15 protein-coding genes and 1 tRNA gene are annotated in these 15,431 nt (G+C 70.7%); 11 read left to right on the top strand and 5 right to left on the bottom strand.

Annotated features, from left to right (window positions below; all coding sequences use genetic code 11):
• Positions 1 to 82 precede the first annotated feature (82 nt).
• The gene (gene ptsP, locus JOD52_RS01815) at positions 83 to 1,801 is read right to left on the bottom strand and encodes a phosphoenolpyruvate--protein phosphotransferase (RefSeq protein ID WP_204408622.1); all 1,719 of its coding nucleotides are present in this window, start codon (positions 1,799 to 1,801) and stop codon (positions 83 to 85) included.
• A gap of 203 nt (positions 1,802 to 2,004) precedes the next feature.
• On the opposite strand from ptsP, the gene JOD52_RS01810 reads away from it, so the two are divergent.
• A complete protein-coding gene (locus JOD52_RS01810) occupies positions 2,005 to 3,483 on the top strand; it encodes an NAD-dependent succinate-semialdehyde dehydrogenase (RefSeq protein ID WP_017824966.1) in 1,479 nt (492 codons plus the stop codon).
• 9 nt (positions 3,484 to 3,492) lie between these two features.
• On the opposite strand, the gene JOD52_RS01805 is transcribed toward JOD52_RS01810, so the two are convergent.
• Both JOD52_RS01805 and JOD52_RS01800 read right to left on the bottom strand, forming a co-directional pair.
• A complete protein-coding gene (locus tag JOD52_RS01805; protein ID WP_204408621.1) occupies positions 3,493 to 4,203 on the bottom strand; it encodes a M50 family metallopeptidase in 711 nt (236 codons plus the stop codon).
• A 179-nt stretch (positions 4,204 to 4,382) separates the two neighbouring features.
• On the bottom strand, positions 4,383 to 4,586 hold the full coding sequence (locus JOD52_RS01800) for a cold-shock protein (protein ID WP_017824964.1): 204 nt from the start codon (positions 4,584 to 4,586) through the stop codon (positions 4,383 to 4,385).
• Between the two features lie 852 nt (positions 4,587 to 5,438).
• Between JOD52_RS01800 and JOD52_RS01795 the strand changes: the two genes are divergently transcribed.
• From JOD52_RS01795 to JOD52_RS17845, 5 genes are all read left to right on the top strand, one after another.
• Positions 5,439 to 6,839: an MBL fold metallo-hydrolase gene (locus JOD52_RS01795; protein ID WP_204408620.1), complete on the top strand. Its 1,401-nt coding sequence runs from the start codon at positions 5,439 to 5,441 to the stop codon at positions 6,837 to 6,839.
• Between the two features lie 26 nt (positions 6,840 to 6,865).
• A complete protein-coding gene (locus tag JOD52_RS01790; protein WP_017824961.1) occupies positions 6,866 to 7,144 on the top strand; it encodes a metal-sensitive transcriptional regulator in 279 nt (92 codons plus the stop codon).
• A 74-nt stretch (positions 7,145 to 7,218) separates the two neighbouring features.
• Positions 7,219 to 7,383, top strand: coding sequence for a hypothetical protein (locus tag JOD52_RS01785; RefSeq protein ID WP_204408619.1), 165 nt, complete (start codon positions 7,219 to 7,221; stop codon positions 7,381 to 7,383).
• A 23-nt stretch (positions 7,384 to 7,406) separates the two neighbouring features.
• Positions 7,407 to 7,709, top strand: a complete 303-nt coding sequence (locus JOD52_RS01780) for a nucleotidyltransferase family protein (protein WP_031307520.1) — start codon at positions 7,407 to 7,409, stop codon at positions 7,707 to 7,709.
• On the top strand, positions 7,706 to 7,870 hold the full coding sequence (locus JOD52_RS17845) for a HepT-like ribonuclease domain-containing protein (RefSeq protein ID WP_083871854.1): 165 nt from the start codon (positions 7,706 to 7,708) through the stop codon (positions 7,868 to 7,870). Before JOD52_RS01780 ends, JOD52_RS17845 begins: the two co-directional genes overlap by 4 nt.
• A 50-nt stretch (positions 7,871 to 7,920) precedes the next feature.
• Here the strand turns inward: JOD52_RS17845 and JOD52_RS01770 are convergent, their stop codons facing one another.
• Entirely contained in the window at positions 7,921 to 10,461 is a 2,541-nt protein-coding gene (locus tag JOD52_RS01770) for an ATP-dependent DNA ligase (RefSeq protein ID WP_204408618.1), read from the bottom strand.
• A 154-nt stretch (positions 10,462 to 10,615) separates the two neighbouring features.
• Between JOD52_RS01770 and ku the strand changes: the two genes are divergently transcribed.
• The 4 genes from ku (at position 10,616) to JOD52_RS01750 (ending at position 14,806) form a co-directional block, all read left to right on the top strand.
• Entirely contained in the window at positions 10,616 to 11,719 is a 1,104-nt protein-coding gene (gene ku, locus JOD52_RS01765; protein WP_204408617.1) for a non-homologous end joining protein Ku, read from the top strand.
• Between the two features lie 117 nt (positions 11,720 to 11,836).
• Positions 11,837 to 12,622: a DsbA family protein gene (locus tag JOD52_RS01760; protein ID WP_204408616.1), complete on the top strand. Its 786-nt coding sequence runs from the start codon at positions 11,837 to 11,839 to the stop codon at positions 12,620 to 12,622.
• Positions 12,623 to 12,632: 10 nt separating this feature from the next.
• A complete protein-coding gene (locus JOD52_RS01755; protein ID WP_204408615.1) occupies positions 12,633 to 13,550 on the top strand; it encodes a cytochrome c biogenesis CcdA family protein in 918 nt (305 codons plus the stop codon).
• Positions 13,547 to 14,806, top strand: a complete 1,260-nt coding sequence (locus JOD52_RS01750; RefSeq protein WP_204408614.1) for a PQQ-binding-like beta-propeller repeat protein — start codon at positions 13,547 to 13,549, stop codon at positions 14,804 to 14,806. Before JOD52_RS01755 ends, JOD52_RS01750 begins: the two co-directional genes overlap by 4 nt.
• A gap of 16 nt (positions 14,807 to 14,822) precedes the next feature.
• Here JOD52_RS01750 and JOD52_RS01745 read toward each other — a convergent pair.
• Positions 14,823 to 14,910, bottom strand: a tRNA-Ser gene (locus JOD52_RS01745).
• 126 nt (positions 14,911 to 15,036) lie between these two features.
• Between JOD52_RS01745 and JOD52_RS01740 the strand changes: the two genes are divergently transcribed.
• Positions 15,037 to 15,411, top strand: a complete 375-nt coding sequence (locus tag JOD52_RS01740; RefSeq protein WP_204408613.1) for a hypothetical protein — start codon at positions 15,037 to 15,039, stop codon at positions 15,409 to 15,411.
• Positions 15,412 to 15,431 lie beyond the last annotated feature (20 nt).

The raw sequence follows: 15,431 nt of genomic DNA, 5'->3' as shown, positions 1-15,431 counted from the left end.
CGCATGGAGCGGCCCCCGCGGCGACCTGATGGTCGCTGCGGGGGCCGCTCCGTCGTGCGGGCCTCAGCTCACGGCCTGGGCCTCACAGACCCAGCTCCCCGAGGATCGGCAGGCCGGCGCGCACCGCATCGCGGCCCTCCTCGGCGGTACGGGCGGCGACGGCTTTCGCCGCCAGCTCCTTGGCCTGCTCGAGGGTGACGGTGGAGAGCACCTTGGCCACGGTCGGCAAGGAGCGCGGGGTCATCGAGAGGCTGTTGACCCCGAGGCCCACCAGCACCACCGCGAGGCCCGGGTCGCCGGCGGCCTCGCCGCACACGCCCACGGGCTTGTTGGCCTTGGCACCGAACGCCTCGGGATCACCGCCGGCGCGGCGAGCACCGGTGCAGGTGGCCTGCACCAGGGCCAGCACCGCCGGCTGCCACGGGTTGTTCAGGTGGGCCAGGGAGCCCAGCTGCCGGTCCGCGGCCATCGTGTACTGGGTGAGGTCGTTGGTGCCGATCGAGGCGAAGTCGCACTCGGCCAGCTGGCGGTCCGCGGTGATCGCGGCGGAAGGGGTCTCCACCATGATCCCGGCCGGGGCCAGGTCGCGCTCGCGGCACATGGAGGCGAAGTCCTCGGTGTCCTCCACGGTGGAGATCATCGGGGCCATCACCCACACCGTCGCCTCGGAGGCCTTGGCGGCCGCCGCGATCGCGTCGAGCTGGTTGGTGAGAACCGAGCGCTTCTCCCAGGAGGTGCGGTAGGCGCGCACACCGAGGGCCGGGTTGGGCTCGTCGGCGTCGGTAAGGAACGGCAGCGGCTTGTCGGCACCGGCGTCGATGGTGCGCACCACCACCTTCTGGCCGGGGAAGTGGGAGAACACCTCGGCGTACGCCGTGGTCTGCTCCTCGACCGACGGCTCGTCCTCACGGTCCAAAAACAGGAACTCGGTGCGGAACAGGCCCACCCCGTCGGCGTGCGCGGCGGCGGCCTTCTCGGCGTCCTGGGCGTTGCCGATGTTGGCCAGCAGCTGCACCTCGGTGCCGTCGGAGAGCACCGCTCCCCCGCCCTCGTAGGTCAGGGGGTTCTTCTGCAGCTCCACCCAGGCCTGGGCGAAGCGGTGGTGCTCGTCGGTGACCTCGTCGGTGATGGTGCCCAGACCCGCGTCCACGAACACCTCGGTGCCGTCGGGGAAGGCGTGGATGCCGCGGGCGGCCACGATGGCGGGCAGGCCCAGCTGGCGGGCCAGGATCGCGGTGTGCGACTGGGGGCCGCCATCGGAGGTCACCAGGGCCAGCACGCGGTCCGGATCCAGGGTGGCGGTGTCGGCGGGGGCCAGGTCGATGGCGGTGAGGATGAAGGGCTCCTCCACCTCCGGGATGCCGGGGGCCTGCTCGCCGCGCAGCTCGGCGACGATGCGACCGCGCACGTCTCGCACGTCGGTGGCGCGCTCGGCCATGTACCCGCCCAACCCCTCGAGCATGTTGGCGACCTGGTCACCGGCCTCCCACACGGCGCGGGCAGCGGACTTGCCGCCGGTGAGCACCAGGCCCTGGGCGGTCTGGGTGAGGGACGGATCGGCGGCCATCTGCGCGGTGGCCTCGAGGATGGTGCGGCCCTCGCCCTTGGCGCGCTCGGCCAGGCGGGTGAGGGACTGCTGCACGGCGGCGGCAGCGCCGGGGATGCGCTCCGCTTCGACCGTGGGGTCGATACCGTCGGGGACCTTCTCGTCGGCCGGGGGTTCGGCGACCGGCGGGGCCATCGTGCGGATGGTCCCGACCACGCGGCCGGGGCTGACTGCTACGCCTGTGTACTGGGACATCGTCGGCCTTTCGTTCGATTGCTGGGGCGCCCGCCGCAGGGGTGACCGGTGGCCGGCGCGGCACGGGTCAATGCTACGCGCCCGCCTCCTGGGCGGGCGGGGCCTCCTGCCCTGCGGCCCGCTCGGGGATTCGCCTGCCAGCCCGGCCCCTCCTGCGCGAGGATGGAGCACACCACCAGCCGAGCCACCTTGGAGGACACCCGATGGCGGACCTGCCCACGATCACCTCCCGCACCATCGCCGACCTGTTGGAGCGGGCGCCGCGCAGCTCGTTCATCGGCGGCGCCTTCACGGGCGGCACCCCCGGCCTGGAGGTGATCGACCCCGCGACCGGTGAGGTGCTCACCTCCGTGGTCGACGCCGATGCCGCTCGGGCGGGGATCGCAGCACTGGACGCCGCTGTCGCCGCCCAGGACGCCTGGGCCGCCTCCCTCCCCCGCACCCGGGCCGACATCCTGCACCGCGCCTATGAGCTGTGCCTCCAGCGGGCCGATGACCTGGCGCTGCTGATGACCCTGGAGATGGGCAAGCCGCTGGCGGAGGCCTACGGGGAGGTCACCTACGGGGCGGAGTTCCTGCGCTGGTTCAGTGAGGAGGCGGTGCGCCTGCCCGGCAGGTTCCGCAGCGCATCGGCGGCGGAGGCCGGGGTGCTCACCTCCACCCGCCCCGTCGGCCCGGTGCTGGCGATCACGCCATGGAACTTCCCGCTGTCGATGGGGACGCGCAAGATCGGCCCGGCCCTGGCGGCCGGCTGCACCGTGGTGCTGAAGCCTGCCGCCGCGACCCCGCTGACCTCCCTGCTGCTGATGGAGATCCTGGTCGAGGCCGGGGTCCCGGCCGGCGTGGTGAGCTGCGTGGTCACCTCCGATTCGCGCACCCTGTCCTCCACCCTGATGGCAGACCCGAGGCTTCGGAAGGTGTCGTTCACCGGCTCCACCGGGGTGGGGCGCACCCTGCTGGGCCAGGCCGCCGAGCACGTGCTGCGCAGCTCGATGGAACTGGGCGGCAACGCACCGTTCCTGGTGCTGCCCTCGGCCGACATCGCCACTGCCGTGGAGGCAGCGGTCCCGGCGAAGTTCCGCAACAACGGAGAGGCCTGCACCGCGGCGAACCGCTTCTACGTGCACTCCGCGGTGGCGAAGGAGTTCACCGCCGCCCTGGTGGAGCGCACCACGGAACTGATCGTGGGCCCCGGCATCGAGCAGGCCACCACACTGGGGCCGCTGATCGACGAGGCAGCGCTCCAGAAGGTGGATGAGCTGGTGGACGATGCCGTCCAGCGCGGCGCGCGGGTGCTCACCGGGGGTGCGCGCCTGGACCGACCCGGCTACTTCTACCAGCCGACGGTGCTGGGCGATGTGCCCCTGGATGCCCGCGTGAACTCCGAGGAGATCTTCGGGCCGGTGGCGCCGATCATCGTGATGGACGACGTGGAGGAGATGATCGCCGCCGCGAACCGCACCGAGTTCGGGCTGATGGCCTACGTGGCCGGGCAGGACCTGAGCGAGGTCACCGATACCGTGCAGCGGATCGAGGCCGGGATGATCGCGGTGAACCTCGGAGTCGCGTCGGACCCCTCGGCCCCCTTCGGCGGGGTGAAGGAATCGGGCCTGGGGCGTGAGGGCTCGCACGAGGGCATCGCCGAGTACCTGGAGACGGTGTACGTGCGCATGCCTCTGTGACAGGCGCGCTCAGCGCAGGTGCGGCAGCAGGGCCGCCCCTGCCCAGGCCGTGCAGGCCGCGATCACCAGTCCGAACGCCAGGTTCCACAGCGCAGCGGGGACCGCGGTGAGCTGCGCCAGCTGACCGGGGTCCTCGCCACGCCTGCGGGAGGTCACCACCGCACCGAGATGCCGCCAGGCGCCCAGCAGCAGGAAGGCCCCGGCGGTGAGGGTGAGCCCTGTGACCACGATGGGGCTGCCGAACCACCAGGTCACGCCTATCACCGCGGTGGTGCCGAGAACGGCGAGGACCGTGTGCGCCGAGCGGGTGAAGACCAGTGAGACCGCCAGCACCACCACCGCGACGAACAGCGCGGCCCCTGCCCATCCGGCCAGGGCCAGCTGCACCAGCACCGCCCCCAGGACCGCGGGGGCGGGGTAACCGGCCAGCAGGGTGAGGATGCGGCCGATGCCGCGGCGGGGTCCCACGGTCACGGCGTGGCCGGACATGTCGGCGCTGACCACGAAGCCGGTGAACCGGCGTCCCATCAGCACCCCGACGATCGCGTGGCCCAGCTCGTGGACGATCGTGACCGCGGGGCGGGCAAGGCGCCACAGCGGTGGCACGCTCACCACCAGTACTGCTGCGGCCAGTGCGGCCAGCAGCCACCATCCGGCCTCGGCGGGCACCCCGGGGGTGATGCGCTCCCAGACGGAGCGGGCGATGAGCGGCAGATCCACCGGGCCATGGTGCCAGGAGCACCTGGGCCGCGGTTCCCGGGCCGTGGAGGGGATCGCATGTGTCGGGGAATGCGGAACGTCCGCCCGGTCCAGCAGCTGCTGGTCCGGACGGACGTTCGTCGATCAGGCTGGGCGTGCTCAGCACGCCTGCCCGGGGGCCGAATGACCGGCCGTGAGGATCAGAGGGGGCGGATGTTCACTGCCTGCATGCCCTTGGGGCCGCGCTCGGTCTCGAACTCCACGCGCTGGTTCTCCTCCAGGTCGCGGCGACCGGTGCCGGCGATGGCGCTGAAGTGCGCGAACACATCGGCGGAGCCGTCCTCGGGGGCGATGAAGCCGTAGCCCTTGTCGGAGTTGAACCAGGTGACGATGCCAGTAGCCATGGCGATATTCCTTCGTTGTCGTGAACCACGTGCGTGGTCCTTGTGTCCGAGGCGGCGACGCCGCTGCGGAGCGTGTGCACCTCGCACGGACCGTCGACCGATGCGGTCGACGACCTCTGTGCGGGGTCTCAGTACGGCCATGAGGGCCGACTGGGCCGATTCTAGCGACGGGAAGTCGCCGATCCGGCCGGCTTGGGGCCCGTAGGCCGTGTGCGCCGGGGGGAAGGTCGTCGAGGTGACGACGTGCCCGGCGAACTCCCCGGCGAGCGTGGCGACGACGACGTCGTCGGCTGCTCGGAGCCAGAGGAGGGTGGGGTGCGCGGAGGCCGCCGAGGTGGCGGTGTCCGTCGCGGTGGTGATGATGGAGGGGGTGACATCGACCTGCGTGGGCCGTGAGGCGGTGGCGGGGACGTCGTCGTGCAGAAGCAGTGCGGAAGTGGAGATGAAGAACCAGTTTCGTCGTAAGGGCGGCGCGACCGTCGTCAGTCCCCCTCGGAAGGGGTTTCCAGCGCCGTGCCATCGTCCGCTCCGTGGGGCACCCGTCGCTTCGACCTGTGAGGGCGTGGCGTGTACTTCCCCCGCCAGGTCGGCGGGTTCGTGCGGACGACGTGAATGACACTACGGCATCGGCCGCGTTTCACCCCGAACGGTGTGACCCAGCGCATGACCGGCCGGTGGGCCAGGCACGGAAGCGCCCGCTCCGGGCCATCGTGCCTGCACGCGCGAGGGCCCCCTGCCCGCCCGCCGTACGACGCACCACTCGTGCCTTGCATACCCCTGGGGGTATTTGGCATGATGGCGCGGACCGATCTTGTCCGATGCCGAAGACCACGCTCCCCAGGAGGAGTCCCGATGCTGCTCGAACGCCTCTACGACGAGGACCTCGCCCAGGCGAGCTACGTGATCGGCTGCCAGGCCTCCGGTGAGGCGATGGTGGTGGACCCCCGCCGCGACATCGCCCCCTACCTGGAGCTCACGGCCCGCCACGGACTGCGCATCGTCGCGGTCACTGAGACCCACATCCACGCCGACTACCTCTCCGGCACCCGCGAGCTGGCCGCTGCCACCGGCGCCACCGTGCACGTCTCGGGCGAGGGCGGGCAGGACTGGCAGTACGGCTTCGAGGCCGAGCGCCTGCACGACGGCGACGAGATCCGGATCGGCAACATCCGGATCCAGGCCCGCCACACACCGGGCCACACCCCGGAGCACCTGATGTTCCTGGTCACCGACGGCGCCACCGCCGACTCCCCCGGATATGCCCTCACCGGCGACTTCGTTTTCATCGGGGACCTGGGCCGGCCGGACCTGCTGGACGAGGCCGCCGGCGGGGTGGACACCCGCTTCGAGGGGGCCAAGCAGCTGTTCCGCAGCCTGCGCGAGGTGTTCTGGCCGCTGCCGGACCACGTGATGGTCTACCCCGCCCACGGTGCCGGCAGTGCCTGCGGCAAGGCCCTCGGGGCACTGCCCGCCACCACGGTGGGCTACGAGCGTCGCTTCGCCTGGTGGGCGCCCTTCGTGGAGCAGGACGACGAGCAGGGCTTCGTGGACTCCCTGCTGGACGGCCAGCCCGATGCCCACGCCTACTTCGCCCGCATGAAGGTCGAGAACCGCGAGGGGCCCCAGGTGGTGGGTGAACTGCCCGCCCTGCGCCGGTTCGATGCGGCGGAGCTAGCGCGGCTGGTCGAGGCCGACGATGTGATCGTGGTGGACCCCCGCCCCCACACGGAGGTGCACCGGGGCACGGTGCGCGGCGCCCTGAACATCCCCGGTCCAGCCAAGGCTGCCGGCTTCGGCGCCTGGGCCTACGACCCGCAGCGCGAGACGCGTCCACTGGTGGTGCTCACCGACGACGTCGAGGTGGCCTCGCAGATGCGCGACCACCTGCTGCGGGTGGGCATCGACCAGGTGGTCGGCTGGACCGAGTCCCTGGAGGGCCTGCCCACCGTGGTCCCCGCGGTCCTCTCCCCTGCCGAACTGGACGGCTTCGAGCACGCCCTGCTGCTGGACGTGCGATCCCGCTCCGAGCACGCGGCCGGGCACATCCCCGGATCGGAGCAGCTCAGTGCGGGCCGTGCCCTGTGGGATCTGGACCGCCTGCCCCGCGAGGGCACGGTGGTCACCTACTGCCAGTCCGGGGTGCGCAACTCTGTGATCGCGAACGCGCTGCGCCGCGAGGGCATCGACGTGGTGGAGCTCGACGGCAGCTACGCCGGCTGGAGCGCCTGGTCGCAGCAGCAGCCCACCACCTGACCAGCAGATCCCGAAGGAGAACCACCGTGCGCAGTGCCGATCCCGCGACCCAGCGACGCATCCTGAACCGCCTGAAGCGTGCCCGCGGCCAGCTCGACGCCGTGATCGCGGCCGTGGAGGGTGAGGGCTCGTGCCAGCAGGTGGTCACCCAGCTGGCCGCCGTCTCCACCGCCCTGGACCGTGCCGGCTTCAGCATCGTCTCCACCGCCATGCAGAACTGCCTGACCGACCCCGAGGGCACCGCCGAGGACGAGGACGGCCTGACCGTCGAGCAGCTCGAGAAGCTGTTCCTCTCCCTCGCCTGACGGCCCGGCCGCACGGCCCATCACCCACTGAAGAACCCGCCAGAACACCCTCACCGATAGATCGGAGTACCACCATGTGCCGAGCAGTCACCTGCAAGGAATGCGGCAAGACCACCTGGGCCGGCTGCGGCCAGCACGTCGACCAGGTCATGAAGAACGTGACCCCCGCGAACCGCTGCCCCGGCCACGAGCGCGAGGCCGAGCCCGGCTTCCTCTCGCGCCTGTTCGGCCGCGGCTGAGAGGCGCGGCGTACCATCGGGGCATGGCCACCTCAGGGCGTCCGTCGGATCGCATTGACGCGCATCGCGCGGCGATGCGCGCTGTGATCGCGCGCCACCACGCCACTTCGCCCCAGGTCATCGGCTCTGTCGCCCGCGGCGAGGACCATGTGGGCTCAGACCTCGACCTGCTGGTGGAGTTCTCCGACGAAGCCTCCCTTCTCGATGAGATCGGCCTACGACTCGAGCTCGAGGAACTGCTCGGGGTGAACGTCGACATCGTCGCGATCGATGCCCTTCGCGGACATTTCCGCGATCGTGTTCTTGATGAGGCAGTCCCCCTGTGAGTAGGGCGTACTCGAAACGGAATTCTGCGGCGCACCAGTACGACGACCTCGACCCTCAGCGCGTGTGGCGCACTCTTACCCGGGACATCCCTGCCTTGCGTGCGTACCTTGTCGACGAGATGTTGCCACAGCTGCTGAACGACCAAGGATCTGACAAATAGGGGACATGTGACGTTCCCGCGGGAACGCTTCTGCTCCCGCACCCGGTCGCTCACTCCTCCCAGCGCACCTCGTCGGCGTCCTTGTCGGGCCGCCATCCGCGCCACACGGGGTGCCGTAGCCGCCCGTCCTCGGTGAGCTCTCCGTACTGCACCTCCCCCACCAGGTCGGCCCGCACCCAGGTGGCATCGCGCCGGTCAGCGGCGGGCACATCGTCGGCCGGCGGAGTCTTCCTAACGCGCGAGCCGAGCATGTCGGCCGCCCGCTCGAGGTCGCGATCGCTGAACCCTGTGCCCACGCGGCCCGCATAGCGCAGTTCCCCATCCGTGTCGGGAACGGCGACCAGCAGGGAGCCGACGGTGCTCGAACGGGAGCCCTTGCCGTGCCGCCAGCCGATCACCACCACCTCCTGGTGGCGGGCGTTCTTGATCTTTATCCAGGTGCGGGAGCGCTTCCCGGCCTGGTAGATGCCGGTCTCCTTCTTCGCCATCACGCCTTCGAGGCGCAGCTGCTGGGACAGGTCGATCGCGTGGTCCACGTCGCCGTGATCGGCGGGCGGCACGTGCACGTGGTCGGTGGCGGTGAGGGTCTCGAACAGGGCCTCGCGCCGCTCCTGGTACGGGGTGCGCAACAGGGAGTCGCCGCCCCGCTGCAGCAGGTCGAAGGCCATCAGGTACGCCTCGACCTGCTTCCGGGCCGCGGTGACATCGGCCTCGGCGGTGAGTCCGAGGCGCTGCTGGAGCCTGCCGAAGGAGGGGCGGTCGTTCGCGTCCAGCGCCACGATCTCCCCGTCTATCACCGTCTGCCCGGCCTCGCGGACCTCGGGGTCGATCGCCTCGACCAGTTCGGCGAGCTCGGGGAACGTGGCGGTGAGGTCCTTGCCGTTGCGGCTGGTCAGGCGTACCTGCTCGCCGAGCACGGTGGCGATCACCCGCACCCCGTCCCACTTCATCTCGAAGGCCCACTCGTCCTCGTCGCGGATGTCCGAGCGCAACCCCGCGGTGGCGAGCATGGGGGCGATCGGCTCGTCCATCTCGGCACCGGCGGACCCTGACGAGGTGGGCAGAGCACTATCGGTATCGGGGGCCGGGGTGCCGGGCTCCGGCTGGTCCTTCATCAGGTGAAGCAGCCAGTTGTTCTCCGCTTTCTCCTTCGCGGCGGCGCTCTTGCCCTTCTTCCGTCCCATCCCGCCGGTGCGGATGAACGCGTAGCGGCGCGGGACACCGCCGAGGCCGCCGTCATGACGGCCGTGGACGACGACGATGACCTCCTTGCCCTCGTGCCACTTCTCGATCTCGATGGTGCCCGCGTCCCAGATGGTCACCTCTCCGCCGCCGTACTCGCCCTTGGGGATTGTTCCCTCGAAGGTGCCGTACTCCAGGGGATGGTCCTCGGTCTGCACGGCCAGGCGGTTCACGTCGGTCTCCAGCGGTGGCCCCTTGGGGACGGCCCAGGAGACCAGCACCCCGTGGTTCTCCAGGCGGAAGTCCCAGTGCAGGCTCGAGGCGTGATGCTCCTGGATCACGAACATCGGAGCGGCGGATTCCAGTGCCTCGCGCGCAGCCGTCGATGCCGGGGAGTCCTCCGCCTGCTCGGAGCCGGGCGGGGCGGGGACCGGCTCCGGGGTCTTCTCGGGGTCGCGCTTGGAGCGGTACACCTCCAGGCGGTCGCGGGCCCTGCCGGCCGATGAGCCGTCTGCCTCGGTATCGAAGCCCAGCGGCGCGATCGGGTCCTGGCCGTCCTCGACCCGGGCGAGCACCTCGGTGAACTCCAGCTGCGCGAGGTGCGGGTCCTCGATCTCCTCCCAGGTGCGGGGCGCGGCGACGGTGGGATGGGAGCGGCCGCGTAGGGAGTACGGGGCCACGGTGGTCTTGGAGCCGTTGTTCTGGGACCAGTCCACCAGTACCTTGCCGCGGCGCAGGGTCTTCTTCATGTCGCTGACCACCTCGTCGGGGTGGTCGGCCTCCAGTGCGCGGGCCAGTTCGTGGGCGACGGCGGCAACCTCCTCGACGGTGCTGGTGCCATCCAGGGGTGCGTACAGGTGGATGCCCTTGGAGCCGGAGGTCACCGGGTAGGTGGCAAGACCCATGTCGTCCAGGATCTCCCGGCACCACTGCGCCACCTGGGCACAGTCGGCGAGCGCGGCGCCGTCGCCGGGATCGAGGTCCAGCACCAGCCGGTCGGGGTTGTGCGGTTCCCCGGCATCGTCGAAGCGCCATTGCGGGGTGTGGATCTCCAGCGCCGCCAGCTGGGCCAGCCACACCAGTACGGCCAGCTGGTCGATCAGCGGATAGGTGCTGGTTCCCGAGCGGTGCTCGATCGCGGCCCGCGGCACCCAGTCGGGTGCGGAGTCCTCCAGGTCCTTGCGGAAGAACACCTGGCCGGGCTTCTCCTCGGTGCCCACGCCGTCGACCCAGCGCTTGCGGGTGGCTGGCCTGCGGGTGACCTGCGGGATCATCACCTCGGCGATGCGCAGGTAGTAGTCGATGACCTCGCCCTTGGTGGTGCCCGTGACCGGGTACATCACCTTGTCCAGGTTCGAGACCTTCAGGGTGTGACCGTCCACCTCGACCTGCTGCTCACCAGTCGCCATCGCTCCACTGTGCCGCACTCGCGGGCGGCCGTCACGGGATCGAGCGCGGATCGTCCGGTCGGTCCGCCGCTGGAATCTGGGCGGACAGCGGCTGGTCGTCCGTTCGGTCGCCCGGATCGCTGGCCCGGGAGGCGAGAACGTGGTGGGATCAGGCATGCGCGCAATCTGGAGTGGTGAGATCGCCTTCGGGCTGGTGAACGTGCCGGTGAAGCTGTACTCGGCAACGAAGTCGCACGACGTGTCCTTCCATCAGGTCCACGACGACGACAACGGCCGGATCCGCTATGAGCGGCACTGCGAGGTGTGCGGGCGCGAGGTGGAGTACGAGGACATCGCCAAGGCGTACGACGACGGCGACAAGACGGTGATCCTCACCGACGAGGAGCTGGACTCCCTGCCGGCGGAGGACAACGACCAGATCGACGTGGTGCAGTTCGTGCCCAACGACCAGGTGGATCCGATCCTGCTGGGCACCAGCTACTTCCTGGAGCCGGTGGGGCGCTCCCCCAAGTCGTACGTGCTGCTGCGTCGCACTCTGGAGGCCACCGACCGCACCGCGATCGTGCACTTCACCCTGCGCTCCAAGACCCGCCTGGGGGTGCTGCGCCGGCACGAGGACCTGCTGGTGCTGCAGACGATGCGCTGGCCTAGCGACCTGAAGGACGTGGACTTCGCGCCGTCCAAGCGCACCAAGGTCACCGACAAGGAGCTGAGGATGTCGGCCGCACTGGTGGAGCAGTTCAGCGGTGACCTGGAGCCGGACCAGTACACCGACGAGTACCAGGAGCAGCTGCGCACCCTGATCGACGAGAAGCTCGAGCAGGGCGATGCGATCGATACCGAGGAGACCTTCGGCAAGGAGCGCGCCGAGCAGGAGAAGAAGAAGTCCGAGGGCTCGGACGACGATGGCAGCGGTGGCGGCAAGGTGCTGAGCCTGATGGACGCCCTGGAGCGCAGCCTCGGCAAACGCCGCGGGGACGACTCGTCCGCCAAGAGCACCTCGAGCACCAGCACCGCCACATCCACCTCCGCATCCACCTCGAGCGGATCGAAGAAGGGCAGCTCCAAGGGCGGGTCGGCCAAGAAGAGCGGGGGGAAGAAGGGCACGTCGAAGAAGACCGGCACGTCGGGCACGAGCGGGAACTCGAAGAAGAGCACATCGAAGAGCTCCTCCACGTCCGGCAAGAAGAAGGGCGGCGCATCGAAGAGCGGTCAGAAGAAGAGCTCCTCCACCTCCAGCAAGAAGAAGGCGTCCTGACCGAGGGCTCTGCTGCGGCCCCCGTGGGCGGCAGCAGCGGCCCCGCCCGGGCAGGTTCGCTCACACCCGGGGGCGGATCGGTTGCACCCCGCCCCTTCGCGATCCACAGTGGACGCCATGCCCCGCTCCGAGGACTCCCCCCGCTCCCCCGCTGAGGAGCGCCCCGATCGACCGTGGATCGTGCCGGCCGTGATCGTGGCGGTCGCTGCGCTGCTCATCACCGGCGTGCTGGTGCTGCGCCCCGACGGCGGGGGCGACGAGGCATCCCCCGCCCAGCCCGGCCAGCAGTCCGGCACCGATAGGGCGGCCACGGGCCCGATCCCGCATCCTTCCGAGGTGGCCACCCCTGACCTGAGCGCCCAGGAGAGCCGCGACCCCGACGACCTGCTGGCCGAGGGCCCCGTCGACGCTCCCGTCGCACTGGTGGTGTTCACCGACTTCCAGTGCCCCTACTGCGCACGCTGGTCGAACGAGACCCTGCCGGAGCTGCGCGAGTACGTGGACCGCGGCGAGCTGCGCATCGAGTGGCGCGACGTGAACATCTACGGCGAGAACTCCGAGCGTGCCAGCCGGGCCGTCCTGGCCGCGGCGATGCAGGGCCGGCACACCGAGTACCACGACGCCCTGTTCGCCGGCGGTGAGATCCGCTCCGAGCAGGAGCTGAGCGAGGAGTCACTGATCGAACTGGCCGCGGAGCTGGGGCTGGACACCGAGCAGTTCACCGAGGACCTGAACTCCCCGGAGGTCGCCGAGACGGTCGCCGCCAACGCTCAGCAGGGCATCGACCTGGGTGCCTTCTCCACCCCGTCGTTCATCCTCGGCGGCTCCCCGATGGTCGGCGCCCAGCCCACCGAGGTGTTCACCACCGCGGTGGACGAGGCCCTGGACCGGGCGCAGGGCTGAGGCCGCGGCGATGGAGATCGGGATCCTGACTGCGTTCCTGGGCGGGATGCTGTCCCTGCTCAGCCCCTGCGGGGCACTGCTGCTGCCGGGCTTCTTCGCTTCGTCCCTCACGTCCCGGGCCCAGCTGATCCCCCACGGCCTGGTGTTCTATGCGGGGCTGCTGGTGACCCTGGTCCCGCTGGGTGTGGGAATCGGTGCCGTCGGCATGCTCGTGGCGCAGCACCGCGGGGTGCTGGTGGCGGTCACCTCCCTGCTGCTGATCGTCCTGGGCGCGATGCACGTCCTCGGCTGGGGCTTCGACCTGTCACGTCTGCTGCCCGGATTCGACCGGGTGCAGCAGCGGGCCTCGCGCGGCTCCGGGTTCCTGCGCACCTTCCTGCTGGGTGCCGTGGGCGGGGTGGCCGGGTTCTGTGCCGGACCGATCCTCGGCGCTGTCCTCACCCTGGCGATGGGGCAGGCCGATGTGCTGGGTGCCGTGATCCTGCTGGCCGTGTACGGGGCCGGCATGGTGGTGCCGCTGATGCTGCTGGCGGCCGTGTGGGACCTGCTGGGAGGCCGTGGCCGCTCCCTGCTTCGCGGCCGCACCTTCACGCTGCTGGGCCGGGAGCTGCACACCACCACCGTCGTCACCGGTGTGGTGATCATGGCTCTGGGGGTGCTGTTCTGGGCCACGAACGGCCTGGTCACCCTGCCGTCGCTGGTTCCCACCGGCACGCTGGCCCGTTGGCAGGAGGCGGGCTCGGCGCTGTCCGACCCGACCGTGCAGATCGTCGTGATCATCGCCGCGGCGGTGGTCGCGCTGCTGCTGTGGTGGTGGGGGCGCCAGCGCAGCCGGCGCTCCCGTCGTGCCTCCCACGCCAGCGACCCAGTCGACGACAACACCTCCGGCGGCAGTGCCGCACCCTCGACCACCCGGCAGGAGCCATGAGACGACGCACCTTCGCCCGCACCCTCCCCGTGGGTCTCCTCGGGGTGATGGGGCTGGCCGCCTGCACCTCCGAGGATCCCGCGCCGACCGGCTCGAGCAGCCCCTCCGGTGCTCCCACACCCGAGCTGCCCGATACCTCGATCGACCCCACGCCGGTGCCGGACCGCACCGTGGCCGAGACCGTGGACAAGTCCGCCCTGCGGCTGCCGCTGGAGATGACCACCCACGTGATGGTGGCCCCGGGCTGGAGCGGCACCCCACGGCAGCTCGGCGACATGTTCCTGGGCTACGCCGAGGAGGAGGACGCGCTGCGCTACATCGCAGTGGTCGAGGACGGCACCGTGTCCTGGACCGCCCGGCGGCCGCTGAGCTGCACCGGATTCGCCGTTTCCCGCACCGAGGACGACGCCCCGGTAGCGGTCCTGGCCGATGTGGCGGCGGGCGAGGAGCAGGTCGTGCTCAGCACCTTGAACGGCTACGACCTGGTCACCGGCCAGACCCTGTGGGGGCCCACGGAGGTGCCCGGCCCGCAGGTCGCACCGGGCCTGGTGTTCGCCGCGCCGGGCGAGCAGCCGATGGGGGCGGGCGGCGAGCGGGTGGCCGTGGCCGCCGGCACCGGGGACACCGTGATCGCCGAGGCCGACCTCGACGGCGGCCGCATCGTGGCCGAGCACCTCGGCACCGTGCTGCACACCCAGGGGGCGCAGCTGGTGGCAGTCTCCTCCGCAGACGGAAGCCGACTGTGGGAGCTGGACCTGCCCGCCGGCGCCGATCCGATGAGCGCGCACGTGCCCGGGACCATCGATCCTCTCGCGAACCTGGCCGTGGTGCGGGGCGACACCGATGACGGTGAGGGCTTCGGCCTGCTGGTGGACCTCACCGACGGCAGTGTCCTGGGCAAGGACGCCACCGCCGTCGCGCTCGATCCCGCGACCGGGACCATCGTTCTGGTCTCCGGCACCGTGGTCACCGGGATGGACGCCGAGGGGACGGAGCTGTGGCGGCACGTGGATCCTGAGGCTCTGCGCCTGGTCAGCGCCGGCGAGCGCCTGTCGTACGCACTGCGCCCCGAGGAAGGGACCCTGGTGGTGCTGGACACCTTGCAGGGCATGATGGTGCAGCCCTACGACGTGGACCGGTCCGGTCCGCTGGGGGTGCCGGAAGTGTTCTCCGCGGAGGCCGCCGTGGCGGTGCGCATCAGCGAGGAGCAGGTGCACCTGGTGACCACCGAGCTGGACATGGACTTCGGCTCGTAGCACTCGTGCCACGGGGCGGAGGGTGCGGGATTCGAACCCGCGGTACGGGGTTACCGCACAGTGGTTTTCAAGACCACCACATTCGGCCGCTCTGTCAACCCTCCCGGTGCCGTGAGGCACCGATCGAGCATACCGGGCCGGGTGCCTGGGGAGCACACGGCCGTGGCCCGTCGGCCGCTGCTCGACCTTCGACTATTCCCCCTGCGCCCGTTCCCGTCTACAGTCACGACATGAGCGACAACACATCCCAGGACATCGGTGTCCCCGCGCCCACGTCCTCCTCCGCCTCCCCGTCGGTGTCCTCAGCGCGCAGGGGCGACTCCCTGACCGCCACCACCCTGGCCATGCTTGCCGTGATGGCGGTGGTGTCCATCTGGATCGTCAGCAGCTACCTCCCCGACGGCTCTTCTGCCGTGGTGTACCTGGCGTGGATGCTGGCCGGAGGAATGGCGGGGCTGTGCGTGGCCGCGATCGGCAGCCTGGTGCGCACCGTCACCGGCGGCCACGAGTGGACCGTCCTCACCAGGGCGGGCCTCGTCTTCGCGGCGTTCTGGTCGATGGTGGTGGCGATCGCCGTGATCGCCGGGGGCACCGTCTCCTTCTAGGCCGGCGCTGCCGCCACGGC

This window comes from Brachybacterium muris (assembly GCF_016907455.1).
Taxonomy (GTDB): Bacteria; Actinomycetota; Actinomycetes; order Actinomycetales; family Dermabacteraceae; genus Brachybacterium; species Brachybacterium muris.
The sequence above is the reverse complement of the archived record's forward strand: the minus strand, read 5'-3'. Positions and strand labels throughout refer to the sequence as shown.

Excerpts from the sequence above, each read along its gene's own strand:
- ptsP (WP_204408622.1), bottom strand. The coding sequence starts at position 1,801 with ATGTCCCAGTACACAGGCGTAGCAGTCAGCCCCGGCCGCGTGGTCGGG.
- JOD52_RS01810 (WP_017824966.1), top strand. The coding sequence starts at position 2,005 with ATGGCGGACCTGCCCACGATCACCTCCCGCACCATCGCCGACCTGTTG.
- JOD52_RS01800 (WP_017824964.1), bottom strand. The coding sequence starts at position 4,586 with ATGGCTACTGGCATCGTCACCTGGTTCAACTCCGACAAGGGCTACGGC.
- JOD52_RS01795 (WP_204408620.1), top strand. The coding sequence starts at position 5,439 with ATGCTGCTCGAACGCCTCTACGACGAGGACCTCGCCCAGGCGAGCTAC.
- JOD52_RS01785 (WP_204408619.1), top strand. The coding sequence starts at position 7,219 with ATGTGCCGAGCAGTCACCTGCAAGGAATGCGGCAAGACCACCTGGGCC.
- JOD52_RS01780 (WP_031307520.1), top strand. The coding sequence starts at position 7,407 with ATGGCCACCTCAGGGCGTCCGTCGGATCGCATTGACGCGCATCGCGCG.
- JOD52_RS01770 (WP_204408618.1), bottom strand. The coding sequence starts at position 10,461 with ATGGCGACTGGTGAGCAGCAGGTCGAGGTGGACGGTCACACCCTGAAG.
- ku (WP_204408617.1), top strand. The coding sequence starts at position 10,616 with ATGCGCGCAATCTGGAGTGGTGAGATCGCCTTCGGGCTGGTGAACGTG.
- JOD52_RS01760 (WP_204408616.1), top strand. The coding sequence starts at position 11,837 with ATGCCCCGCTCCGAGGACTCCCCCCGCTCCCCCGCTGAGGAGCGCCCC.
- JOD52_RS01755 (WP_204408615.1), top strand. The coding sequence starts at position 12,633 with ATGGAGATCGGGATCCTGACTGCGTTCCTGGGCGGGATGCTGTCCCTG.
- JOD52_RS01750 (WP_204408614.1), top strand. The coding sequence starts at position 13,547 with ATGAGACGACGCACCTTCGCCCGCACCCTCCCCGTGGGTCTCCTCGGG.
- JOD52_RS01740 (WP_204408613.1), top strand. The coding sequence starts at position 15,037 with ATGAGCGACAACACATCCCAGGACATCGGTGTCCCCGCGCCCACGTCC.